The organism is Paracoccus zhouxuedongae (assembly GCF_041927815.1).
GTDB lineage: Bacteria > Pseudomonadota > Alphaproteobacteria > Rhodobacterales > Rhodobacteraceae > Paracoccus.
In genome coordinates this window covers 222,633-245,075 of sequence record NZ_JBHFHM010000005.1, presented here as the reverse complement: position 1 = coordinate 245,075, position 22,443 = coordinate 222,633, and the positions used below count along the sequence as shown (strand labels likewise).

The 22,443-nt window shown below is 67.8% G+C and carries 19 protein-coding genes and 1 riboswitch; of the genes, 10 read left to right on the top strand and 9 right to left on the bottom strand.

Translation table 11 applies throughout. The features are described from left to right. Positions 1-7 precede the first annotated feature (7 nt). The 6 genes from ACEYYA_RS08440 to ACEYYA_RS08415 all read left to right on the top strand — a co-directional run bounded on the left by ACEYYA_RS08440 (position 8) and on the right by ACEYYA_RS08415 (position 6,783). The gene (locus tag ACEYYA_RS08440; protein ID WP_374799565.1) at positions 8-2,317 is read left to right on the top strand and encodes a hydantoinase B/oxoprolinase family protein; all 2,310 of its coding nucleotides are present in this window, start codon (positions 8-10) and stop codon (positions 2,315-2,317) included. 55 nt (positions 2,318-2,372) lie between these two features. Further along, positions 2,373-2,876: an acetone carboxylase subunit gamma gene (locus tag ACEYYA_RS08435; protein WP_374799563.1), complete on the top strand. Its 504-nt coding sequence runs from the start codon at positions 2,373-2,375 to the stop codon at positions 2,874-2,876. Between the two features lie 373 nt (positions 2,877-3,249). Next, positions 3,250-4,134 (top strand): siderophore ABC transporter substrate-binding protein, encoded by an 885-nt coding sequence (locus ACEYYA_RS08430; protein ID WP_374799561.1) that lies wholly within the window; start codon positions 3,250-3,252, stop codon positions 4,132-4,134. A 3-nt stretch (positions 4,135-4,137) separates the two neighbouring features. Next, a complete protein-coding gene (locus tag ACEYYA_RS08425) occupies positions 4,138-5,094 on the top strand; it encodes an ABC transporter permease (protein WP_374799559.1) in 957 nt (318 codons plus the stop codon). Beyond that, positions 5,084-6,031 carry an iron chelate uptake ABC transporter family permease subunit gene (locus tag ACEYYA_RS08420; RefSeq protein ID WP_374799557.1) on the top strand — a complete coding sequence of 316 codons (948 nt, stop codon included), beginning with the start codon at positions 5,084-5,086 and terminating at the stop codon, positions 6,029-6,031. The genes ACEYYA_RS08425 and ACEYYA_RS08420 overlap by 11 nt, the downstream gene beginning before the upstream one ends. After that, positions 6,028-6,783 carry an ATP-binding cassette domain-containing protein gene (locus ACEYYA_RS08415; RefSeq protein ID WP_374799555.1) on the top strand — a complete coding sequence of 252 codons (756 nt, stop codon included), beginning with the start codon at positions 6,028-6,030 and terminating at the stop codon, positions 6,781-6,783. Before ACEYYA_RS08420 ends, ACEYYA_RS08415 begins: the two co-directional genes overlap by 4 nt. Positions 6,784-6,822: 39 nt before the next feature. Here ACEYYA_RS08415 and ACEYYA_RS08410 read toward each other — a convergent pair whose 3' ends face one another. After that, a complete protein-coding gene (locus tag ACEYYA_RS08410) occupies positions 6,823-8,832 on the bottom strand; it encodes a TonB-dependent receptor domain-containing protein (protein WP_374799553.1) in 2,010 nt (669 codons plus the stop codon). A 203-nt stretch (positions 8,833-9,035) separates the two neighbouring features. Then, a riboswitch (cobalamin riboswitch) is annotated at positions 9,036-9,256 on the top strand. Between the two features lie 32 nt (positions 9,257-9,288). On the opposite strand from ACEYYA_RS08410, the gene ACEYYA_RS08405 reads away from it, so the two are divergent. From ACEYYA_RS08405 to ACEYYA_RS08390, 4 genes are read left to right on the top strand one after another with little or no spacing between them, the layout of a single operon-like run. Next, on the top strand, positions 9,289-9,714 hold the full coding sequence (locus ACEYYA_RS08405; RefSeq protein ID WP_374799551.1) for a DUF1636 family protein: 426 nt from the start codon (positions 9,289-9,291) through the stop codon (positions 9,712-9,714). A 47-nt stretch (positions 9,715-9,761) separates the two neighbouring features. Further along, positions 9,762-10,484, top strand: a complete 723-nt coding sequence (locus ACEYYA_RS08400) for an ABC transporter ATP-binding protein (RefSeq protein ID WP_374799549.1) — start codon at positions 9,762-9,764, stop codon at positions 10,482-10,484. 22 nt (positions 10,485-10,506) lie between these two features. After that, positions 10,507-11,439: an ABC transporter substrate-binding protein gene (locus ACEYYA_RS08395; protein ID WP_374799547.1), complete on the top strand. Its 933-nt coding sequence runs from the start codon at positions 10,507-10,509 to the stop codon at positions 11,437-11,439. Positions 11,440-11,442: 3 nt separating this feature from the next. Then, entirely contained in the window at positions 11,443-12,477 is a 1,035-nt protein-coding gene (locus ACEYYA_RS08390) for a FecCD family ABC transporter permease (protein WP_374799545.1), read from the top strand. A 52-nt stretch (positions 12,478-12,529) separates the two neighbouring features. Here the strand turns inward: ACEYYA_RS08390 and ACEYYA_RS08385 are convergent, their stop codons facing one another. The 8 genes from ACEYYA_RS08385 to ACEYYA_RS08350 form a co-directional block, all read right to left on the bottom strand. Then, the gene (locus ACEYYA_RS08385; protein ID WP_374799543.1) at positions 12,530-15,202 is read right to left on the bottom strand and encodes a molybdopterin-dependent oxidoreductase; all 2,673 of its coding nucleotides are present in this window, start codon (positions 15,200-15,202) and stop codon (positions 12,530-12,532) included. Between the two features lie 184 nt (positions 15,203-15,386). Next, positions 15,387-16,823, bottom strand: coding sequence for a dihydrolipoyl dehydrogenase (locus tag ACEYYA_RS08380; protein ID WP_374799541.1), 1,437 nt, complete (start codon positions 16,821-16,823; stop codon positions 15,387-15,389). Positions 16,824-16,915: 92 nt separating this feature from the next. Next, a complete protein-coding gene (locus ACEYYA_RS08375; protein ID WP_374799539.1) occupies positions 16,916-17,851 on the bottom strand; it encodes an AraC family transcriptional regulator in 936 nt (311 codons plus the stop codon). Positions 17,852-17,860: 9 nt separating this feature from the next. Continuing rightward, positions 17,861-18,337, bottom strand: a complete 477-nt coding sequence (locus ACEYYA_RS08370) for a DUF302 domain-containing protein (protein ID WP_374799537.1) — start codon at positions 18,335-18,337, stop codon at positions 17,861-17,863. Further along, the gene (locus ACEYYA_RS08365; RefSeq protein ID WP_374799535.1) at positions 18,334-18,684 is read right to left on the bottom strand and encodes a carboxymuconolactone decarboxylase family protein; all 351 of its coding nucleotides are present in this window, start codon (positions 18,682-18,684) and stop codon (positions 18,334-18,336) included. Before ACEYYA_RS08365 ends, ACEYYA_RS08370 begins: the two co-directional genes overlap by 4 nt. A 264-nt stretch (positions 18,685-18,948) precedes the next feature. Then, a complete protein-coding gene (xylB, locus tag ACEYYA_RS08360) occupies positions 18,949-20,382 on the bottom strand; it encodes a xylulokinase (protein ID WP_374799533.1) in 1,434 nt (477 codons plus the stop codon). A gap of 62 nt (positions 20,383-20,444) precedes the next feature. Next, a complete protein-coding gene (locus ACEYYA_RS08355; protein WP_374799531.1) occupies positions 20,445-21,755 on the bottom strand; it encodes an ABC transporter permease in 1,311 nt (436 codons plus the stop codon). Further along, entirely contained in the window at positions 21,748-22,437 is a 690-nt protein-coding gene (locus tag ACEYYA_RS08350; RefSeq protein ID WP_374799529.1) for an ABC transporter ATP-binding protein, read from the bottom strand. The genes ACEYYA_RS08355 and ACEYYA_RS08350 overlap by 8 nt, the downstream gene beginning before the upstream one ends. Positions 22,438-22,443: the final 6 nt, after the last annotated feature.

Here is a 22,443-nt window from a genome sequence, read left to right as displayed (position 1 = left end):
AGAAACCATGAACATCCAAAGCAAAACCAAGGGTCTTGTGCGCGGCGGTCAGACGCTGAAGCAGCACCGCGACGAGATCATGGCCGCCACCAAAAAGACCGGCCACTATGCCGGGCTGAAGGAACGCAAGCTCGCCAAGGAAGAGCCGATCCTTTACAACAAGCTGTTCTCGCGCCTGCGGGCCGGGGTGGTCGACGCGCGCGAGACGGCCAAGAAGATCGCTGCCAGCCCGATCGTCGAACAAGAGGGCGAACTGTGCTTCACCCTTTACAACGCGGCGGGGGATTCGATCCTGACCTCGACCGGCATCATCATCCATGTCGGCACGATGGGCGCGGCGATCAAATACATGATCGAGAATGACTGGGAGGGGAACCCCGGCATCCGCGACAGGGATATCTTCTGCAACAACGACCCGCTGATCGGCAATGTCCACCCCTGCGACATCCACACCATCGTGCCGATCTTTCATGACGGCGAACTGATCGGCTGGGTCGGCGGTGTGACCCATGTGATCGACACCGGTGCCGTCGGTCCGGGCAGCATGACCACCGGCCAGGTGCAGCGCTTTGGCGACGGCTATTCCATCACCTGCCGCAAGGTCGGCGCCAATGATGAGCTGTTCCGCGACTGGCTGCATGAATCGCAGCGTTCGGTGCGCACCACGCGCTATTGGATGCTGGACGAACGCACCCGTGTCGCCGGCTGCCACATGATCCGCAAGCTGGTCGAGGAAGTGATCGCCGAGGAAGGCATCGAAGCCTATTGGAAGTTCGCCTATGAGGCGGTGGAACATGGCCGCGTCGGCCTGCAAAACCGCATCAAGGCGATGACCATTCCCGGCACCTACCGCCAGGTCGGCTTTGTCGATGTGCCCTATGCGCATGAGGATGTGCATGTGCCTTCGACCTTTGCCAAGGTCGACACGATCATGCACACCCCGTCCGAGATGACCATTCGCCCGGATGGCACCTGGCGGCTGGATTTCGAGGGCTCAAGCCGCTGGGGTTGGCACACCTACAACGCCCATGCCGTGTCCTTTACCTCGGGCATCTGGGTGATGATGACCCAGACGCTGATCCCGTCGGAAATGATCAACGACGGTGCGGCCTATGGGACCGAGTTCCGGCTGCCCAAGGGAACCTGGATGAACCCCGATGACCGGCGGGTCGCCTATGCCTATAGCTGGCACTTTCTGGTGTCGTCCTGGACGGCGCTGTGGCGGGGCCTGTCGCGGTCCTATTTCGGCCGCGGCTATCTGGAAGAGGTCAACGCAGGCAATGCCAACACCTCGAACTGGCTGCAAGGCGGCGGGTTCAACCAGTATGACGAAATCCATGCCGTGAACTCATTCGAATGTGCGGCCAACGGTGTCGGGGCCTCGGCCTTTGCCGACGGGATTTCCAACGCCGCGGCGATCTGGAACCCCGAAGGCGACATGGGCGACATGGAGATCTGGGAACTGGCCGAACCGCTGGTCTATCTGGGCCGCCAGATCAAGGCGTCCTCGGGCGGGGCGGGCAAGTATCGCGGCGGCTGCGGGTTTGAAAGCCTGCGCATGGTCTGGAACGCGAAGGACTGGACGATGTTCTTCATGGGTAACGGCCATATCAGTTCCGACTGGGGGCTGATGGGCGGCTATCCGGCGGCCTCGGGCTATCGGTTCGAGGCCCATGACACCGGCCTGAAAGAGATCATCGCCAATGGCGGCGAAATCCCCTGCGGCGGCGACACCGACCCGCAGAACCCGGTCTGGGACAGCATGATCAACGCGGCGGGGATCAAGCGCGACAAGCAGGCGATCACCACCGAGGCGATGTTCAAGGATCACGATCTGTATCTGAACTACATGCGCGGCGGCCCCGGTTTCGGCGACCCGCTGGACCGTGAACCATCGGCGGTGGCCGAGGATGTGAATGGCGGCTATCTGGTCGAACGGTTCGCCGACAGCGTTTATGGCGTCAAGCTGACAAAAGGCGATGACGGGCTGTTCAAGGCCGACGACAAGGCGACCGCAGCCCGCCGCGCCCAGATCCGCAAGGATCGCCTGGCCAAGGCCGTGCCGACCCGCGACTGGATGGCCAAGGAACGCGACCGCATCCTGAACAAGGACGCCGGTGTGCATGTCCAGCAGATGTTCGCCGCCAGCTTCAAGCTGGGTCCGAAATGGGCCGAGGACTTCCGCAGCTTCTGGGATCTGCCCGAGGACTGGCAACTGCTGGAGGAGGACCTGCCGATCCCGTCCTATGGGCGCGAATACTCGATGGACCTGTCCGAACTGCCCGATGTGAAGACCGTCCAATTCGTCGAGGAATGATCCCCCGGGGCGCCGTCGCCACCGGCGGCGCCCACCAGATATCAGGAGAAAATCAATGGCTTACACCAAAGCAAAGATCAAGGATCTGGTCGAGGGCAAGATCGACCGCGACACGCTGCACACGATGCTGTCGACCCCCAAGGATGGCGACCGGTTCGTCAAATACCTGGAAATCCTGCAAGAACAGGTGCCGTGGGATGACCGGATCATCCTGCCGCTGGGGCCAAAGCTATACATCGTGCAGCGCAGGGCCGACAAGAAATGGGTCATCAAATCGCAGGCCGGTCACGAGTTCTGCGGCTGGCGCGAGAACTGGAAGCTGCATGCCGTCATGCGGGTGCGCGAAACCGCCGAAGCGATGGAGGAACTTTATCCCCGGCTGATGGCGCCCTCGACCGACTGGCAGGTGCTGCGCGAGTATTACTGCCCGAAATCCGGCGACCTGCTGGATGTTGAGGCGCCGACCCCGTGGTATCCGGTGATCCACGATTTCGAACCGGATATCGACGCTTTCTACAGGGAATGGCTGGGCCTGGATGTGCCCGAACGGGCGGCCTGATCACCAACCTGCGCAGATCATGGCCGGCGATCCCGGCCATGACGCCCGCCGCCAGGGGCGTGGTGGCGACACCTCGCCATGCCGGTTGCACGATCCGCCCATGTGGCCGAGATGGGCAGGCGTGGTGGCCCGATACATCAGGCGAAAGCCCTCGACGACGCCCCCGAACCGCCGCCGCGCGCAACGGGCGAAATTCACGCCCCGACGATCCGCCGCAGGACGCCCGTGCGTCACAGCGGCCACGGTCAGATCTCGCGGCCCAATCCAATGTATTTTTGTCAGCCTTGGTCTGGCCATTCACGGCGCAACGGCCTAGAAACGCCGCGCGCAGCCAGTTTCCCAGCCACGCATTCCCCGCTGAACAGGAGCTGACATGACCCGCATCACCCCCCTGCTTGCCGCATTCTGCCTGACCGCCGGCGCCGCCCTGGCCGATCCGGTCACCATCGACACCGCGCGCGGCCCGGTGACCGTCGAGGCGACGCCGAAAACCGTCGCCGTCTTTGACGTCGCAGCCGCCGATACGCTGGCCGCGCTTGGCGTGCCTGCCGCCGGTCTGCCCGACAAGCTGTATGTGGATTACCTGACCCCCGCGCCCACCACCATCGGCACGCTGTTCGAGCCGGATCTTGAGGCGCTGTCGGGCCTGAACCCCGATCTGATCGTGCTGGGTGGCCGGTCGGCGGCACAGTTCGATGCGGTGTCCAAGGTTGCGCCGACCATCGACATGACGGTGTCCGCCGATGTCGTGGGCGATGCCAAGGCCCGGCTGGCGGCCTATGGCGCGCTGTTCGACAAGGCCGATGCCGCCGCCGAACTGGCCACCGCGCTGGACGCGCGGATCGCCGAGGCGCAGGCCGCCGCCAAGGACAAGGGCACCGCGCTGATCGTGCTGACCAACGGCCCGAAGCTGTCGGCCTATGGTCGCGGGTCGCGCTTTGGCTGGCTGCATGACACCATCGGCCTGCCCGAGGCCTATCCGAACCTGAAGCCCGAAACCCATGGCGATGCGATCTCGTTCGAGTTCATCGCCGAGGCCAACCCCGACTGGCTGATCGTCGTGGATCGCGGTGCCGCCGTCGGCGCCGAGGGGGCCTCTGCCAAGCAGACGCTGGATAACCCGCTGGTTGCCGGGACCAAGGCCGCCAAGGCCGGTCAGGTGATCTATCTGAACCCGGCGAACCTGTATATCGCGGGTGGCGGCTATCAGTCGCTGATGGGCAACCTGGCCGAAATGATCGCCGGTCTGAAGGGCTAAGCCTTGGCGCGGCACCATCGGCTTTGGCTGGCGGCGCTGGCCGTTCTGGCGGCGCTGGCGCTGGCCAGCCTGCTGACCGGCGCGGCGCGGCTGGCCGAGGACGGGCCGGGCGCTGGCCTGTTGATGATGGTGTCGCGCATCCCGCGCACGGCGGCGGCGATCCTGACCGGGGCGGCGCTGGCCGTGGCCGGGGTGGTGATGCAGCAGATCGTGCGCAACCGTTTCGTCGAACCCGCCACCACCGGCACGCCCGAGGCCGCATCGGCGGGGCTGTTGGCCGTCACCCTGATCGCCCCGGCCGCGCCGATCTGGGTCAAGATGGCCGTCGCCGCCTTGGCCGCGCTTGCGGGGGCGGCGTTGTTTGCCGCGCTGATCCGCCGCCTTCCCGCGCGTGAGGTGTTCCTGGTGCCGCTGGCCGGGCTGATCCTGTCGGGCGTCATCGGTGCCGGCGTCACCTTTGTCGCGTGGGAAGCCGACCTGATCCAGTACATCGCCCTGTGGCTGATGTCGGGCGAGTTCTCGGGCGTTATCGCGGGGCGCTATGAACTGCTGTGGATCGCGGGCGCGGCGGTGGCGCTGGCGTGGCTGGCCGCCGACCGCTTTGCCATCCTTGGCCTTGGCCCCGAGGCCGCCGCCAGTCTGGGCCTGAACCCCCAGGCGGTGCTGCGGCTGGGGCTGACGGTGGTGGCGCTTGTCACCGCGATGGTGGTGGTAACGGTCGGCATGGTGCCCTTTGTCGGGCTGATCGTGCCCAATCTGGTGGCGCGGGTGATGGGCGACAATCTGCGCGGCTCGCTGCCGGTGGTGGCGATGGGGGGCGCGATCCTGGTGCTGGCCTGCGATCTGATCGGGCGGCTGGTGATCCACCCCTATGAGATCCCGGCGGGCACCATTCTGGGCGTCATCGGCGCGCTGGCCTTTCTATGGCTTTTGTGGCGGGGGGATCGGGATGCGCGGTGATCCGCTGTGGCTGATGGCGGCGGCGCTGGCCGTGATCAGCGGCCTGTGGCTGTTTCAGGGCCTTTCCGGCAATGTCGCCTTCATCCTGTCGCTGCGCCTGGACAAGCTGGCGGCGCTCGCGCTGGTCGCCGCGTCGGTCGGGATGGCGACGGTGCTGTTTCAGACCGTCGCGCAGAACCGCATCCTGACGCCCTCGATCATGGGTTTTGACGCGCTTTATCTGCTGGTGCAGGCGGTGGGACTGGCCAGCCTGGGGGTCACCGGCTTTGTCACCTGGCCCACCGGCGCCAAGTTCCTGACCGAGGTGGCGCTGATGTCGGGCCTTGCCGTGGCGCTGTTTGGCACCCTTCTGGGGCGCGGCGGCGCGCGCGACATGGGCCGCACGATCCTGTCGGGGGTGATCCTGGGCATCCTGTTCCGCGCCGGGGCAAGCCTGATCATGCGGGTGATGGACCCGAACGCGCAGGCCGTCGTGCAATCGGTCACTTTCGCCAATTTCAGCCGCCCCTCGGGTGAGATGATGATCTGGGCGGCGATGGTGGCCCTGCCCGCGATGGCGGTGGCCATCTGGCTGGGGCCGCGTCTGGACGTGCTGGCGCTTGGGCGCGAACGCGCGATCGCCCTGGGGCTGGGGCATCGCGCGATGGTGCTGGTGACGCTGGCTCTGGTCGCGGCGATGACGGCGGTGGCCACCGCCCTGGTCGGGCCGGTCGCCTTTTTCGGGCTGATCGTCGCCGCCCTGGCCCATGCGCTGTTGCCCGGTGCGCCGCATCGGCGCCTGCTGATCGCCACCGCGCTGATCGCCGGGCTGGTGCTGATCGGCGGCCAATTGCTGTTTGAACGCGCCCTTGGCCTGCGCGCCACGCTGAGCGTGGTGATCGAGTTCGCGGGCGGCCTGCTGTTCCTGATCCTTCTGATGCGGGGCAAGATCCGATGATCCAGATTTCCGGCCTGTCTTACGCCGTCCACGGAACGCCGATCCTGGCGCCGACCGACCTGACCCTGCCCGCGGGCCGGATCACGGCGCTGATCGGCCCGAATGGCGCGGGCAAATCGACGCTGGCGCGGCTGATCGCCCGGATCGAGGCGCCGCCCCCCGGTCGCGTCAGCGTTGACGGGCTGGACGTGGCCGCCACCCCCGGCCCTGTGCTGGCGCGGCAGATGACGTTTCTGGGGCAACACCCCATGCTGGCCTCGCGCTTGCGGGTGCGGGAACTGGTGGCCTTTGGCCGCTGGCCGCATTGTGCGGGCCGCCCCGGCGCGGCGGATCACGCGGCGGTGGCGCGGGCACTGTCGGATTTCGATCTGACGCCGCTGGCGGGGCGGTTCGTCGACACGCTGTCGGGCGGGCAGGCGCAGCGGGCCTGGCTGGCGATGGCGGCGGCGCAGGATACCCCCTGGCTGATCCTGGACGAGCCGCTGAACAATCTGGACCTGGCACATTCCCGCGCGCTGATGGCGCATCTGGGGCGGCTGCGCGATGACGGGCGGTCGGTGCTGATCGTGCTCCACGACCTGAACTTTGCCGCCGGTTGGGCCGATCACATCGTCACCATGAAGGCCGGTGCCGTCACCGCCCAAGGCAGCCCGCAGGCGGTGCTGACCGGCCCGGCGCTGTCGGCGCTGTATGACACGCCGATCACCGTGGCGGAACATGGCGGGCGGCCCTTGATCCTCCATCATCTTTAGGCTGATCGGGGCGGGCGTCCACCCGCCCCGACCGATGCGTCAGAAGTTCATGCTCAGCCCCAGCGTCACCGTGCGACCGGGCGCCAGTTGCGGCTGGATGTCGCGCGTGCCACGCGACCGTTCGACATAGCTGCCGCGTTCGTAATAGGTCGCGTCCAGCAGGTTATCGACCCCCAGCCGCAGCGTCGCGCCCTTCAGTTGCGGCGGCGTCCAGGCAGCATAGGCATTCACCACCGTATAGCTGCCATGATCGCGGAAGCCCGCAGCGGTCATCGCGGGTTCCGACAGCTTGCCCGCCCATTCCAGGCTGGCCCCCAGCGTCAGGTTGCGGTCGGGCATCTGATGGTCGACATACAGCGTCGCCAGATCGCCGGTCGGCATGAACGACCCGCCCTGCGGCAGGCTGAAGGCGCCGTCATAGGTCACCTTGGCATGGGTCAGCGTCGCGCCGATCCGGGTGTTGTCGCGCTGCCACGCGCCGGTCAGCGTCACCCCCTGGCTGCGGCCCTGCTTGTCATTTTCCAGCAAGCCGCTTTCAGAGTTGTAAAGCGCCAGCCCGCTCAGCCGGATGTCGAACAGGGTGGCCCCCGCCGTCCAGCCCTCGCCACTGGCGTTCACCCCCAGTTTGTAGGTCGTGCCGGTCGCCGGGCGATAGCCGGGATCGGTGCGGAACGCGGCGTTGCGGGCGTGAAGCATCCCGTATTCGCCGCTGTCAAAGCCCATCCAGCTGCGCGAGGCGCCGGCGAACACCTCGACCGCGTCGCTGAAGCGATAGGACAGCGTGGCATTGCCCGATGCGCCGCTGTCGGTGAAGCGGGCGTTGTTCCAGTCGGTGAAGCGGTGGTGGTCATAGCGCAGCCCGGTGGACAGGTCGAAACCGTTGTCAAAGGCGAAGCGCCCCTGCACGAAGGCCCCGGCCTGAAGCGTCGAAAAGTTGCGGATGCGCGGCTGGGCGGCGGAATGATCGCCATAATTGTCAAGGTGATAGTCATTATGGGCAAAGTCCACGCCCGCCGTCACGCTGCCTTGGTCCAGCGTGAACGTGTTCTGCACGACGCCGCCGAACGTGTCGCGTTGCAGGATCATGTCGCCATTGATCCGCCCCTTGCCACCCGCCAGATCGCCCAGCGAATAGTTCGGCCGCCAGTAATCGTTGCGGCTGTGGTAAAGCCGCACCATCGGATCCCAGACCGCCCCCGGCGCCGTGGCGCGATAGGTCAGGCTGAGTGTCTCGCGGTCGGACCGCAGCGGAAACACCTCCGGGTCGCGGTCCAGGTCCATGTTCATCTTGATCAGGCGATCGGCCTGATCGCGGGCCTTTTCATAGGACAATTCCAGCCGGCCGGGTTCGGATTCAAAGCCCAGCTTGACCAGCCCGCCACGTGCCGCCGGGGCCGAGCCGAACATCTCGCGTCCGTCGCCAGCCTTGTAGTTCCGCCCGTCCTGACCGTGCAGCATCACGAACCAATCCAGCGCGCCGCGCACGCCATAGCTGGCCAGCGACCCCGACAGTCCGCGCCCGTTGCTGCCATAGGACAGCGCCACCCGCCCGCCGCTGGTGCGGCCATCGGTCAGCAGATCGCGCGCGCCCAGGGTTTCATAGCGCACGGCACCCGCGCCCGCCGCAAAGCCCGCATCGGCGGCGGCGGCCCCGGCCTCGACCTCGACCGCGCGCAGGAAGGCGGGGTCGATGATGTTCGATCCGGTGTGGTGCCAACTGGTCGGCCCCTGCGGCACGCCATCGACGCTGACCGCCAGCTTGGACTGTTCGATCCCGAACACATGGATGCGCTTCGATGGCCCCGCGCCACCCGACACGGTGACCGAGGATTCACGCGCGAACAGCTCGGACGTGTCGGCGGGTTGCTGCGCCTCAAGATCCTCGCGGTCGACAATCGCGCCGCCCGTCGCCTTGATGTTTTCGGTGCCCTCGGCGATCAGCGTGATCGGGTCCAGCGTGATGCTGCGCGGCGCAAGGCCCTGTGCCATTGCTGCGCTGCACAGCGCAAGCACCGACACCCCGGCCAGGGGTAGAAGTCTGATCCTCATTGCAATCCCTCATGTTCGTATGGGTTGAAGGATGGCGTGGCGGACAGTGAGCTGCGAATCCTTAGTGATTTGATCGGGTAACGGCCACAGACCGGCGCTGCAACGCCGAAATGACTGCCCGCGGCCCAGGCGGCACCGGGTGTGGCAGCCACGCGACGGTCTGGCCGGCGGCGCCATTTGCGCTTGACGGGGCCAGAGCGGCGGGCAAGTCTGGCGGCGATGGTTCCCGGTCGGGCGATGCGCGACCGGGTGAAAAGGGAATACGGTGCGGCGCTGCGCGATCAGGCCAATCCCGTGACTGCCCCCGCAACTGTAAGCGGCGAGCGACCCCCGACAGCCACTGTGCCCCGCCACCGCGGGCATGGGAAGGCGGGGCAAGCCCAGACCCGCGAGTCAGGAGACCTGCCATCATCGCAATCAACCGTGCCGGGCGGGGTGCCCCGGAAGGAGCCTGTGATGAACCACACCCAACGGCCGCCGTCGGCGCGCCCCGCCCCTGACGTGGCCCGATCGGCACCGCATCGGACGATCCTTTGCACTGCCTGCACCGTGCAGGGCGCGACCTGCGCGCCGGGCCTTCTGCTGCTGGAGCGGCTGCGCGATGCGGTCGCGGCCAGCGGCATGGGCGACGATTTCGAGGTGTCGGGCACCGCCAGCCTGACCGGCTGCGCAGGCTGCCGCTGCGGCCCCTGCCTTGTCGCCTGGCGGGCCACGGCCAAGGCAAACTGGCTGTTCGGCAATGTCGACCCCGCCGACAGCATCGACGATCTGATCGCCCTGTGCGGGGCCGATGCGGGCGGGCCGGATACGTGCGCGGCGACACAGCGGCTGTCGCGCATCCCCTCGGCCATCATCGTGACCGGGCGGGCTCCGCTGCAATGAATGTGGTTCAGCTTCAGGATGTCGCATGGGGGCCGCGTGGCGGGCCTATGCTGCTGACCGACATCAATTTCACGGTTCCGGCGGGGCAGATCATGGCGATCTGCGGCGCGAATGGCGCGGGCAAGACCTCGCTGTTGCGGTTGCTGTATCGCCACCAGCCGCCGCGGCGGGGCACGGTGCGGCTGATGGGCCGCGACATCTGGCGCATCCCCGCCACCGAGGCGGCCCGCCAGATCGCCGCGGTGTTGCAGGAACAGCCCTCGGACCAGGCGCTGACCGCCCGGCAGATCGTCGCGCTTGGCCGATTGCCGCATCGTCGCGGCTGGGCGGCGGCCCTGTCGGCGACCGGGGCTGGGGATGGCGCGATCATCGAGGCTGCGCTGCACCGTCTGGCGCTGACCGCGATCGCCGACCGCCCACTGACCACCCTGTCGGGAGGGGAGCGGCAGCGGGTGATGGTCGCCCGCGCCCTGGCGCAACAGCCGCAGGTGATCGTGCTGGACGAGCCGACCAACCACCTGGACATCCGCCACCAGCTTGAATTGCTCGCGCTGCTGAAGGGATTGGGGCTGACCGTGATCGCCAGCCTGCATGACCTGTCGCTGGCCGCCGATTTCGCCGACCGGGTGCTGCTGTTGCATCAGGGCCGGGTGCTGGCCGACGGCCCGCCCGCCACCGCCCTGACTGAGGCGACCCTGGCACAGGCCTTTGACGTGCGCGCCCTGATCGACCGCAGCACCCCGGTGCCGCGTTTCAGCTTTCATCTGTGAACGATCCCGAAAGGACATCCCCATGATCCGCCTGTCGCTTGCCGCGCTGTGCCTGTCGACCTTGCCCGCCTTGGCCCATCCCGTCACGGTCAAAAGCTGCAACCGCGACGTGATTTTTGCCGCGCCCCCGACCCGCGCGGTGTCGAACGATGTCAACCTGACCGAGATGATGCTGGTGCTGGGCCTGCGTGACCGGATGGTCGGCTATACCGGCATTTCGGGCTGGAAGACGCTGGATGATGACATGCGCGCGGGCATCGACGAACTGCCCGAACTGTCGGCCAAATACCCCACGAAAGAGGTGCTGGCCGGTGCCGAGCCGGACTTCTTCTTTGCCGGATGGAATTACGGGATGCGCGTCGGCGGAGAGGTCACGCCCGAGACGCTGGCCCCCTTGGGCATCCAGACCTATGAGCTGACCGAAAGCTGCATCCATATCGGCCCCAAGGCGCGATCCAGCATGGCCGATCTTTATGACGACATCCTGAACCTTGGCCGGATCTTCGGGGTCGAGGACCGCGCCAACACCCTTGTCGCCGGGTGGCAGGCGCATCTGGCCGATCTGACCGCCGGGCTTGATCCCAGCGTCGCGCCGCGCGTCTTTGTGTATGACAGCGGCGAAAAGGGGCCGTTCACCGCCGGGGCCTATGCGATGCCGACCGCGCTGATCGAGGCCGCGGGCGGGCGCAACATCATGGACGACCTGCCCAAGAGCTGGGCCGCAATCGGGTGGGAGCCGGTGATCGAGCGCAACCCCGAGGTGGTGGTGATCGTGAACTATGGCGATGTGACCGCGGAACAGAAGATCGCCTTCATGAAGCAGACCCCGGCCCTTGCGGGCATCGACGCGGTCAGGAACGACCGCTTCGTGGTGCTGGAATATGTCGAGGCGACGCCGGGGCCGCGCAACATCGCCGCCGTCGAAAAGCTGGTCGCCGCCTTTCAGGGGCGCTGAGGCATGAGCCGCACCCCTGCCACAGGTCGGCATGGCACCACCGCCCTGCTGCTGCTGGCGGTGGCGGCGGTGGCCGCATCCATCGTGCTGGCGGTCTCGGTCGGGTCGGTGGCGATCCCGCCCGGCACCGTCTGGGGGATCGTGCTGGACCGCATCAGCCCCGGCCTTGTCACCGCCGACTGGGGGCCGGGGCGCGCCAATATCGTCTGGGAAATCCGCTTTCCCCGCGCCATCCTTGCGGCGCTTGTCGGGGCCGGCCTGGGGCTGGTGGGGGCCGCGCTGCAAGCGGTGACACGCAACCCGCTGGCCGATCCGCATCTGCTGGGCATCTCCTCTGGCGGGGCGCTTGGGGCGATCACGGCGCTGTTGCATACCGGCCTGTTCCTGGGCCTGCTGACGGTGCCGCTGATGGCCTTTGTCGGCGCGCTTCTGGCGACCGGGCTGGTGCTGTCGGTGGCGCGGCTGGCCGGTGCCAGCAGCGCCGACCGGCTGGTTCTGGCCGGTGTCGCCGTCAGCTTCGTCATCATGGCCTGCGCCAACATCCTGATCTTTCTGGGCGATCCGCGCGCGACCCATACCGTTGTGTTCTGGATGCTGGGCGGCCTCGCCATGGCGCAGTGGGCGCATCTCATCTGGCCGCTGGCCGTGCTGATCCCCTGCGCGCTGTGGCTGTGGATGCAGGCCGCGCGCCTGAACGCCATGAGCCTGGGCGACGAGACCGCCGCCAGCCTGGGGGTCGAGGTCGGCCGTTTTCGCCTGACGGTCTTTGCCGTCTGCGCGCTGATCACCGGGGTAATGGTGGCGTTCTCGGGGCTGATCGGCTTCGTCGGGCTGATGATGCCGCATCTGGTGCGGCTGCTTATGGGCGGCGACAACCGCCGGGTGCTGCCGGCCTCGGCCTTGGCGGGGGCGGTGTTCCTGATCTGGGCCGACGCCCTGGCGCGGCTGGTCATGGCCCCCGAGGACGTGCCGATCGGCGTCGTCACCGGGCTGATCGGCGGGCTGTTCTTCATCTGGATGATGGCGCGCCGTCGCTGAACGGCGCGGGGTCTGCCAGCCATCGGTGACGGCTGGCAGATCGGTTCTCGCGCTATTTCGCTGCGTCGGATGCGTGCTGCATCAGGAACTCGGTCACCAGGGCGGCGTCGGCCTCATCCAGCCCGGCGTTGGGGATCATCGACGGCAGGATGCCCTTCCACTGCAACTGGGTAAAGCCGCCGGGATCGCGCGGGCCATGGCAGACGGTGCAGCTTTCGTAAAAGATCCGTTCACCCGGACCCATATTGGCGTAAAGCGCCTGCACAAGGTCGTCCATGCGATCAAGTCCCAAGGCCGCATCCTCGATCACCGGCAGCGCGGCATCGGTGATGATCGCGGGCCCGTCAAAGGCGCGGTTGGGGCGTTCGGGATCGGTGCATTTGCGCAGGAACGCAAGGCAGGTATTGGCCGAGGTCGCCTCGCTGAGGCCAGAGCTGCGCTGCGTCGAGGTGATGAAGTTCACCTGTCCGCCGTTGCAGCGCCCCTTGCTGTCGACATCGGGCCAGCCGCCTTCATAGATCGACACCACGCCGGGCATGATCTCGTCCGACAGGATCGCACCGGCGATCACCGTGCCACGGTCGTTATACAGTTCGACCAGATCGCCATCGGCAATGCCGCGCGCCTCGGCATCCTGACGGTTGATCCGCACCGGCTCGCGCCCCTGCACCATATACAGGTTGCGCAGGCTTTCGCTGTTGGCCATCTGGCTGTGCAGCCGATACCAGGGATGCGGGCTGACCACATGAAGCTGCCCCTCGGCGGCATTGCCCAGGTATTCATGGGGTTCAAACCAAACCGGCATACCGGGGCAATCGTCATGGTTCATGCGGGCGATGGAATCGCAGAACATCTCGATCCTGCCGGATTCGGTATGCAGAGGATTTGCCGCCGGATCGGTCAGGAAATCGCCGTGACGCACCCAGTCATAGGCGGTTTCGGGCATCGGCAGGCGCACATGGCCCCGTTCCCAGAAGTCGTCAAAGGGTACCGTTTCGGCGGCCGATGTGCGGTCATAGGCGGCGCGCAGGTGGTCAATATAGTCCAGCCCTTCGGTGAACTGCTGTTCCACGCCCAGATAGGCACCCAGTTCCGCGAAGATGTCGTAATCCGATTTGGCGTCGCCGACCGGCTCGATGATCTTCTTCATCGCATAGACGCGATCGTTGGAATAATGCCCGCCCGAAGACAGGTCGTCGCGTTCCACGGTGCTGCTGGCGGCCATGATGATGTCCGACCACAGCGTCGCCGCGCACCACCAGACATCCTGGCAGATGATCGTTTCAACGCCTTCAAGCGCCTTGATCAGCCGGTTGGTATCCTGCTGATGCGACATGAAGTTGTTGCCGGCATTGTAGATGACCTTGACCTGCGGATAGGTCTTTTCGTTGCCGTTATAGCTGAAGGTCTTGCCGGGGTTTTCCAGCATCTCGGTGATGCGCGAGGCGGGGCAGACGGTCGGCGTCAGGTTTTTGCCCTGGCTCAGGCCGGTCGGCACCTTGTAGCGCGCCTGCGGCATCCCGCCGTCACCGAAATGCCAGGAAAAGCCCACGCCCTCGCCCGGTTTGCCGATCTTGCCGATCAGCGCGGCAAAGTTGATCATCACCCAATGGGTCATCTCGCCATGGTGGGCGCGTTGCAGCGACCAGGCGCCCGCGAACTGGGTGCGCGAGGTGGCGAACAGCTCGGCCAGTTCGCGGATCTTGTCGGCGGGAATGCCGGTGATCGGCGCCGCCCATTCGGGCGTCTTGGGGGTGCCGTCGTCGCCCTTGACATAGGCGATCCACTTGTCGGACCCGACGGTGTATTTGGCCAGATAGCCATCGTCCTGCAGGCCCTTGTCCAGCACGTGATGGGCCATGGCCAGGAACAGCGCGACATCCGTATTGGGCACGATCCGCAGCCATTCCGCGCCCAGGTAATCGTCCGAGGCGGTGCGTTGCGGGTTGATGCTGATAAAGCGCACCCCGGCGTCGCGGATTTCCTCCCACGGGCCGAAGATGGCGTGATCGGCGATGCGGTGCTGGATGCGGTTGTTCTTGATCGGGTCGCAGCCGACCAGCACGAACACCTGGGTATTGTCGCGGATCACCGGCCAGGCAGTCTGCGGCGAGAACGCCTCCATGTCGCCGATGATATGGGGCAGGGCGATTTCGCTGGCGCCCGCCGACCAGTCGCCCACGGTAATCGTGCAGCCGCCGATCAGGTTGAACAGCCGGCCCTGCAAGACGTTCGGGCGCATGGTGCCGCCGTGGCTCCAGCCGCCATAGGATGAGCTGAACACGGCCTCGTTGCCGTGTTTGGCAATGGTGTCGACGATGGCTTTCGCCGCCAGCTTGTAGGCGGTGTCCCAGTCGACCTGAACGAAGGGTTCCTTGCCGCGCAGTTCGGGCTTGGTGTCGCCGGTCTGCCAGCCCTCAAGATAGGATTTGCGCACCATCGGCCCGGCGATGCGGGTCTTGTCATAGGTGCGGTCAAGGATCCCGTGGGTCAGCATTTCGGTGGGGCGGCCGTCCAGTTCGGGCAGCGGATTGACGGCGATCATGCGGCCGTCGCGCACCACGGCCTCGAACGGGCCATAATGGGTGGCGCTGAAGATGCGGCCCTTGCGAAAGGAATTGGGGTCGATGGCGGCCAAGGCTGATGTGCCCATCAGCACGGTGGTTCCGGTCAGCGCCAGACCCCCCAGCAGAAAACCGCGGCGGGTCGGTGAAAGATCGCTCATCTCTGTCTCCTTTTGCTGATACGCGATGATCTGGCCAGACCCGGCGGGGCCAGCCTTGATCTATATCATCCCATTGATCTGGAATGATATTTCAGCATCAACCGTCTGACGGATGGGGTGCGATCGTCGCAGATGCGCCCGCGCCGGGGCAGCGCGGGCGCGGGCGGCCGGGCAGGGGGGGGCGTCACACGCCGGGGCCGCAATCCATGCAGTGACGCGGGCGCACCGGGGCGATACCCAGGGCCGCGGCCAGATTTTGCAGGCCGGTGCGCAGCCCCTCCTCGATCACCGGGTGATAGAAGGGGCGTTCCAGCATCTGTTCGACCGTCAGCCGCGATTGCAGCGACCACGCCAGCAGATGCGCCAGATGCTCGGCGCGCGGGCCGATCATCTCGGCCCCCAGAAAGCGCCCGCTGCCGTGTTCGGCGTAAAGATGCAGCAGCCCGCGGTTGATCCCCATCACCCGCGACCGGCCCTGATCGGCCCAATCCAGCGCCCCGGTGGCGAAATCGGCACCGCGCGCGGACAGCGCCTTGTGGCCCTCACCGACGATCATGATCTGCGGGTCGCTGAACACGATCCCCAGGGCGGGGGTGCGCAGAAAGCGGCGCACATCGGGGAAGTTCGCGGCATTGGTGCCGGCGGCAAAGCCATCGGCCACAGCCTCGTGCAGCAGCGGATGTTCGGCGGTGGCATCGCCCGCGATAAAGATGTGGCTGTCGCCGCATTGCCCCGACAGGGGATCGAACAGCGGGATGCCGCGATCGTCCAGCGTCAGGCCGGTCGTCTCCAGTCCCAGGTCATCGACATTGGGCCGCCGCCCGGTCGCCACCAGAACCCGGTCCACGCGGGTCTGGCGGCTGTCGCCGTCGCGGCCATGGGTCAGGGTCACCCCGTCCCCATCCCGCGCGACGGCGGTGATCGGCTCATCAGGCAGAAAGGCGAACTCGGCGGTCAGGATGTCGCGCGCGGCCGCCAGCACCTTGGGGTCGGCCAGCGGCCCCACCAGCCCGTCCCGCCCGAACAGCGTCACCTTCACCCCCAGCCGATGCAGTGCCTGGCCCAGTTCCAGCCCGATCACCCCGGCACCGATCACCGCCACCGCGCCCGGCAGGTCATCCCAGTCGAACACGTCATCATTGACGACCAGCCGGTCGCCCAGATCGCGGAACATCGGCGGGATCGCGGGGCGTGATCCGGTGGCGATCACGATCCGGTCGGCACGGATGCGGCTGCCGTCGTCCAGTTCCAGCCGGTGATCGTCGATGAACCGCGCCCGGCCCATGACACGGTGGCGCGCGGGCCAGCCCTTGACGGTATCGACCACCAGCCCGGCAAAGCGGTCGCGCTCGGCCCGCAGCCGCGCCATCACCGCGCGCCCGTCGATGCGGGGCGCGGGGTAATGCACGCCGAAGGTGGCGGTCTGGCTGCCATGATGCGCGGCCTCGGCGGCGGCGATCAGCAATTTCGAGGGCATGCAGCCCACCCGTGCACAGGTCGTGCCATAGCGCGCGCCCTCGATCAGCAGCAGATCATCGGTGATCCGGCTGGCCTCGCGGTAGGCGCGCATCCCTGCGGTGCCGGCCCCGATGATCGCGATCTGCACATGTCTGTCAGCCATTTTCCGTCTCTCCTGCTTGGGTCATGGCGCAAGATGGCGATGATCGGCGCGACGATGAAGGGTAGATCGTCGAGGATTTACAGCCAATCGTCTCAAACTCGCCCTGTCGTGCGGGCCTCGGCGGCGGCCATGGCATAGCGCCGCCGCGCCGTGCTGGGGGTCATGCCCATCTGGCGGGCAAAGGCCTTGCCAAAGGAAATGTCGCAACTATAGCCCAGATCATGCGCGATGTCGGCGACCGACCGGTCGGTGCGTTGCAGCATCTGCACGGCCAGTTGGCAGCGGATCATCAGCAGCGTTTCGGCTGGCCCGCGCCCGGCGCGTTCGGAAAACCGCCGCGCAAAGGTGGCGCGCGACATGGCCACCTGTTCAGCCAGGCTGGCCACCGTCCAGTTGCGGTCGGGGGCCTGATACATCGCCAGCACCGCCGGTGCCAGGGCGCGGTCGGCCAGCAGCGCGATCACCCCGCCGCCCAGACCGGGCAGATCAAGGCTTTGGCGCAACGCCAGCACGAACAGAACCGTCGTCAACGAGGTGACGATCTCGACCGCGCCGGTGCTGCGCGCCTCGGCCTCGCGGCGGATCAGGGTGATGATCGCGTCCAGCTCTCCGCTGTCGACATCGGGATGCAGGTGCAGGATGTCGGGCAGCCCCTCGAACAGCATCGGCCCGACCAGCCGGTCATAGGCAAAGCGCCCGCACAGTAGATCCAGTTCGGGGCGGCCGGCCCCCTCAGGCGCGAACAGGCCGGGGTTGCGCTGCAGCCTTGCCGGGCCGGTGCCGCAATCGGCATTGCGCAGCCGGTGGCCCACCCCGCGCGGCAACAGCAGCAGCGAGCCAGGCCCCGCCACCAGCGGCGGCGCGCCGGGCAGGTCGATCCGCACACTGCCCGACAGCACGACGTGAAAGGCGGCCTCGCCGGGCGGGGACGGGTCGTGATCGACAAAGCAAGGCCCCGACATGTGGCAGCGCACATCAAGCGAGCCTTGCAGCCGACAAAGGCCGATCAGATCGCCAACACCTTGCATCGCGGCCTCCTACGGCAGTTGCGCCCCGATGGCGCGGGCGATCAGCGCCTCGGGCTTGGCAAGGGCCGCGGCCTTGTCACCCGTCAGCCCGTGCCGCCCCCTGACCCCGCCATTGGGGTGGAACACCACCGTCACGGCATCATCGTCACCGATATCCTGACGCACCAGCACCCGCAGCGGCAGATCCAGCGCCAGATCGGGGCTGTCTTGCATCAGCGGGGTTCCCGCCGCCGGGTTGCCATAGATCAGCACGACCGTGGGCGGCATGTCCAGCCCGGCGCCGCGCGCGGCCTCGGCATGGTCGATCTCGGCAAAGATGCGTAGGCCGTTGTCGCCAAAGCCCGCGCGCAGCCGATCAAGCGTTTCGGCAAAGGGATAGGCGCTGCGCAGCCGGGTCGGGCCGTCATCGCCCGCCAAGGCAGGCAGCACCGTCGCCGCCGCCAGCACCGCACCGACCGCCAGAATGCGTCCAAAACCCCGGATCATGCCGCGCCCTCCGCCAGTTCGCCATCGACGGCATCCATGACGCGCGCCGAATAGACCAGGGCCGCGCCAGCGTTCAGCGAGACGGCGACGCCCAGGGCCTCGGTGATCTGATCGCGGGTCGCGCCGGCCTTGACGGCGGCGGCGGCATGAACCGCGATGCAGCCATCACAGCGCGTGGTGACCGCGACGGCCAATGCGATCAGCTCGCGCGTGCGGGGGTCCAGATGGCCGGTCTTGTCACCGGCACCCGACAGCATCTGATAGCCGCGCAACGTGTCGGGGCTGGCCTTGCCGATCTCGGCGATGCGCGCCATCAGCCGCGCGCGATAATCCTTCCAGTTCAGCATCGGTTGCTCCTTCTTTGGGCAAGGATAGGCGATGCGGGCGGGCGGGTTCATGTCAGAACGGCTCATTCTGCTGTCAGATCGTCTTGATTGCGGGTGATCCGGGGGCGGGGGCGGCATGATCGCGGCGGCCGTGGCCGGGGTCTTGCCGACCCCGATGCTGTCCGGGCCGGTGCAACGGCTGCGTGGCCAATCCCTGCGCCACGCTCTTCTTTCTTGCCCAAATACGCATCCGCACCCGCCAGCCGGGCGCCGCCGGGCAGGGGGTCAGGCGCGGCGATACAGCCCCCGGAACCGCGCCAAGGCGTCCTCAAAGGCTTTGCGCAGGCCAGCCTCCGGCGCGATTTCGCGGGCGATCGGCGGGGCTGTGCACACCTCTGTGGCATCCGCGCCGGTCGCTGCCATCAGCCCCAGCCGGGCCGCGCCAAAGGCCGCGCCGAAATCGCCCGAACGCGGCAGCAGCACCGGCAGGTCCAGTGCCGTTGCAATCGCCTTCAGCCAGTAATCCGACCGCGCCCCGCCGCCAAGCGCCAGCAGCGCGCGCGGGTCGGAACCGGCGGCTCGCAGCGCGTCCAGGTTGTCGGCCAGGGCAAAGGCCACCCCCTCCAGCAGCGCCTGGGTCAGCGCCGCGCGGTCGCTGCGGGCGCTGATTCCGGTGAACGACGCCCGCGCGGCCGCGTCGTTATGCGGCGTGCGCTCGCCCGCCAGATAGGGCAGAAAGGTCACCTCGCCCGGCGCGCGCAGATCGGGGCCAAGCGCCCGGGTCAGATCGGCGGGCGTTGACCCGGTGACCCCCGCGAACCATTCCAGCGCGGCAGAGGCCGACAGGATCACCCCCATCTGATGCCACATGCCGGGAAGCGCGTGGCAAAAGGCGTGGACGGCGCTGTCCGGGCGCGGGCGATAGGTCGCGGTCGCGGCAAACAGCACGCCCGAGGTGCCCAGGCTGACAAAGCCCTGCCCCTCGGCAATGGTGCCCGCGCCGATGGCGGTTGCGGCATTGTCGCCCGCCCCACCGGCCACGGGCACGCCAGCGGGCAGGCCAAAGCCGGCGGCAATCCGGGGGCGCAGGCGGCCCGAGACCGCGCTGCCCTCGATCAGCGGGGGCATCTGGTCGCGCCGCATCCCCGAGGCCGCCAGCAGCGCATCCGACCAGTCGCGTGCGCCGGTCTCCAGCCAGCCTGTGCCAGAGGCGTCCGACATCTCGGCCACGCGCTCGCCGGTCAGCCACAGGCGCAGGTAGTCCTTGGGCAGCAGAACGCAGGCGACACGCGCGAAGGCCGCCGGTTCGTGTTCGGCCATCCAGGCCAGCTTGGGCGCGGTAAAGCCGGGAAAGACGATATTGCCGGACATCGCGCGGAATCGCGGGTCGGCGTCCAGTCGGGCGGCCTGTTCATGGCTGCGGCTGTCGTTCCACAGGATCGCCGGGCGGATCACCCGGTCGGCCTCGTCCAGCACCACCGCGCCATGCATCTGCCCCGACAGGCCGATGCCTGCCACGCCCGACAGATCGTGCCCCGCCGCCAGTTCGCTCAGCGCGGCCTGCGTCGCGGCGATCCATTGGGCGGGGTCTTGCTCGGCCCAGCCATCCCGCGGGCGCGCCACCGACAGACCCGCCTGCGCCTGCGCCAGCAGCCGCTGATCGCCGTCGATCACCACCACCTTCACCCCCGAGGTGCCAAGGTCGATCCCAAGGTACATCGCGCCCCCCTTCTTGCGGGCCGACTGTCGGGCATTATCGCGGCTGAGGCAACGCCCGCGCCTCAGGCGCGCAGGTCGGCCAGCACCGGGCGCCGCATCGTCAGCAGCGCAGGCAGCAGCGCCAGCAGGGCCGCCAGGCTGACGAAGCCGGCGACCAGATGCGCCTCGGGCCAGCCCAGGCCGGCGTCCAGGTGGATGTCGGTGCGGGCGCTGATGACGGCGGCGATGACCCGCGCCGCCAGCAGCCCCAGGCCAAGCCCGAGCACCGCCCCCGCCGCGATCAGCGCCACGGCATAGCCCCAGGTCAGCGCAAAGACGAACCGCGCCGGCGCGCCCAGGCCCCGCAGCAGCGCCAGCCGTCGCGCGATCAGCCGGGTCAGCAGCATCAGCCCTGCCAGCACCGCGACGGTCACCAGCACCTGCGTCACCAGGGCCAGCACCGACATTGCCTGACGCACATCGCCCATCAGCCCGTGCAGCCGCGCCAGCACCGTGCCAGGGAAAAACGCCATCGTCTGATCGGTGCTGAACTGCGCCTGAAGGCCATAGGTCGCGGCCAGGCTGTCGGCCTGCACGACAACCGCCGGGGTGCCGGGAAACGCCGCCGGATCAAAAGGCGGGCCAAGCCGCCCATCCCAACCGGGGCCATGGCCATTGGGCAAGGCGTGCATTTCCCACAGCGTTTCGATGGGGACCAACAGGGCGCGATCCCAGGGCGTGCCGGTGCGCGCCATGCGGCCGGTGACGGTCAGATCGCTGCCCTCATGCGCGTGATCCTCGGCGTCGTGGCCGATGCCATGGGCGGGGGTGAAGCTGGTACCGATGGCCAGGGGGACGTCGGCACCGGCGATGGCCTCGGATTCGGTGGCGAAGGCACGACCCTCGGCCAGCGGGCCGGACAGATGCGCGGCCAGTTCCGCGGTGGTGCCGACCACCGGCGCGCCGTGATAGCTGTCGCCAAAGCCGATGGGCGCGGCCAGCAGGGTGTTGGGATGGCGGGCGATCGCATCCCAGGTCGGCCCGTCGATCAGCGCCATGTCGCTGGCTTGCAGATAGACGGCGGCCAGCATCGCGGTGATGTCGCTGCCGGGCCGCGCGATGACCAGATCGAAGCGGTCGGCGGCGCGTGCGGTGCCGGCGCGCAGCCCGCGTTCTTGGGCGATCAACCCGGTGCCGATGCCCACCGACACGGCGATCAGCGCCACAAAGGTCGCGCTGATCCAGCCCTGCCGCCGGATCAGCCCGGCCAGCAGCGGGGCGATGCGATAGCCGCGCAGCACCAGGGCGCCGATCACCATGGCCGGGGCCAGCAGCGCCGCCAGCAGCAGCAGATCCTGCGCCAGATTGGGAAGGGCGGCCCATAGATCAGCCATGGCTGTCCCCCACGATACGGCCATCGGCCAGGTCGATCAGCCGGTCCGCAGCCCGGTGCAGCGCGGGGTCATGGCTGACGACGACCAGCATCCGTCCCCGGTCGCGCGCGAGCACCAGCAGATCGGCGGTCAGTCGGTCGGCGTGGTCACGGTCCAGGCTGGCGGTCGGTTCATCCGCCAGCAGGATTGGCGGATCGCAGGCCAGGGCGCGGGCCATGGCGATGCGCTGACGCTCACCCCCGGAAAAGCTGGCGGTGGGGCGGTGCGGATCGGCGATGCCCAACCGCGCCAGCCCATCCGCCGCCCGCGCCCGGATCGCCGCCCGCGCCGCGCGCGCCGCGTAAAGCGCGGGCAGGGCGGCATTGTCCAGCGCGGTCAATTCCTCGAACAGCAGCGGATCCTGGAACACCAGGCCGATATGGTCGCGGCGAAAGGCGGCGCGACCGGCGTCGGGCAGGGCGGCGATGTCATGCCCGCCCCATTCAACGCGCCCACCCACCGGAATCAGCCCTGCCATCGCCGCCAGCAGCGTGGATTTGCCTGCACCCGAAGGCCCGCGCAGCACCACCGCCTGCCCCGGCGCCAGATGCAGATGCGGCACCGCCAGCAGCCGCCGCCCACTGTCGGCATCGCAGGTCAGGTTGTCGATCCGCAGATCGGGGGTGGTTGGGGTCGCTGTCATCCTGCC

Coding starts and splice junctions, on each gene's coding strand:
- ACEYYA_RS08410 (WP_374799553.1), bottom strand. CDS start 8,832: ATGAGGATCAGACTTCTACCCCTGGCCGGGGTGTCGGTGCTTGCGCTG.
- ACEYYA_RS08380 (WP_374799541.1), bottom strand. CDS start 16,823: ATGGCTGACAGACATGTGCAGATCGCGATCATCGGGGCCGGCACCGCA.
- ACEYYA_RS08420 (WP_374799557.1), top strand. CDS start 5,084: ATGCGCGGTGATCCGCTGTGGCTGATGGCGGCGGCGCTGGCCGTGATC.
- ACEYYA_RS08390 (WP_374799545.1), top strand. CDS start 11,443: ATGAGCCGCACCCCTGCCACAGGTCGGCATGGCACCACCGCCCTGCTG.
- ACEYYA_RS08385 (WP_374799543.1), bottom strand. CDS start 15,202: ATGAGCGATCTTTCACCGACCCGCCGCGGTTTTCTGCTGGGGGGTCTG.
- ACEYYA_RS08415 (WP_374799555.1), top strand. CDS start 6,028: ATGATCCAGATTTCCGGCCTGTCTTACGCCGTCCACGGAACGCCGATC.
- ACEYYA_RS08405 (WP_374799551.1), top strand. CDS start 9,289: ATGAACCACACCCAACGGCCGCCGTCGGCGCGCCCCGCCCCTGACGTG.
- ACEYYA_RS08355 (WP_374799531.1), bottom strand. CDS start 21,755: ATGGCTGATCTATGGGCCGCCCTTCCCAATCTGGCGCAGGATCTGCTG.
- xylB (WP_374799533.1), bottom strand. CDS start 20,382: ATGTACCTTGGGATCGACCTTGGCACCTCGGGGGTGAAGGTGGTGGTG.
- ACEYYA_RS08400 (WP_374799549.1), top strand. CDS start 9,762: ATGCTGCTGACCGACATCAATTTCACGGTTCCGGCGGGGCAGATCATG.
- ACEYYA_RS08395 (WP_374799547.1), top strand. CDS start 10,507: ATGATCCGCCTGTCGCTTGCCGCGCTGTGCCTGTCGACCTTGCCCGCC.
- ACEYYA_RS08430 (WP_374799561.1), top strand. CDS start 3,250: ATGACCCGCATCACCCCCCTGCTTGCCGCATTCTGCCTGACCGCCGGC.
- ACEYYA_RS08440 (WP_374799565.1), top strand. CDS start 8: ATGAACATCCAAAGCAAAACCAAGGGTCTTGTGCGCGGCGGTCAGACG.
- ACEYYA_RS08370 (WP_374799537.1), bottom strand. CDS start 18,337: ATGATCCGGGGTTTTGGACGCATTCTGGCGGTCGGTGCGGTGCTGGCG.
- ACEYYA_RS08375 (WP_374799539.1), bottom strand. CDS start 17,851: ATGCAAGGTGTTGGCGATCTGATCGGCCTTTGTCGGCTGCAAGGCTCG.
- ACEYYA_RS08365 (WP_374799535.1), bottom strand. CDS start 18,684: ATGCTGAACTGGAAGGATTATCGCGCGCGGCTGATGGCGCGCATCGCC.
- ACEYYA_RS08350 (WP_374799529.1), bottom strand. CDS start 22,437: ATGACAGCGACCCCAACCACCCCCGATCTGCGGATCGACAACCTGACC.
- ACEYYA_RS08435 (WP_374799563.1), top strand. CDS start 2,373: ATGGCTTACACCAAAGCAAAGATCAAGGATCTGGTCGAGGGCAAGATC.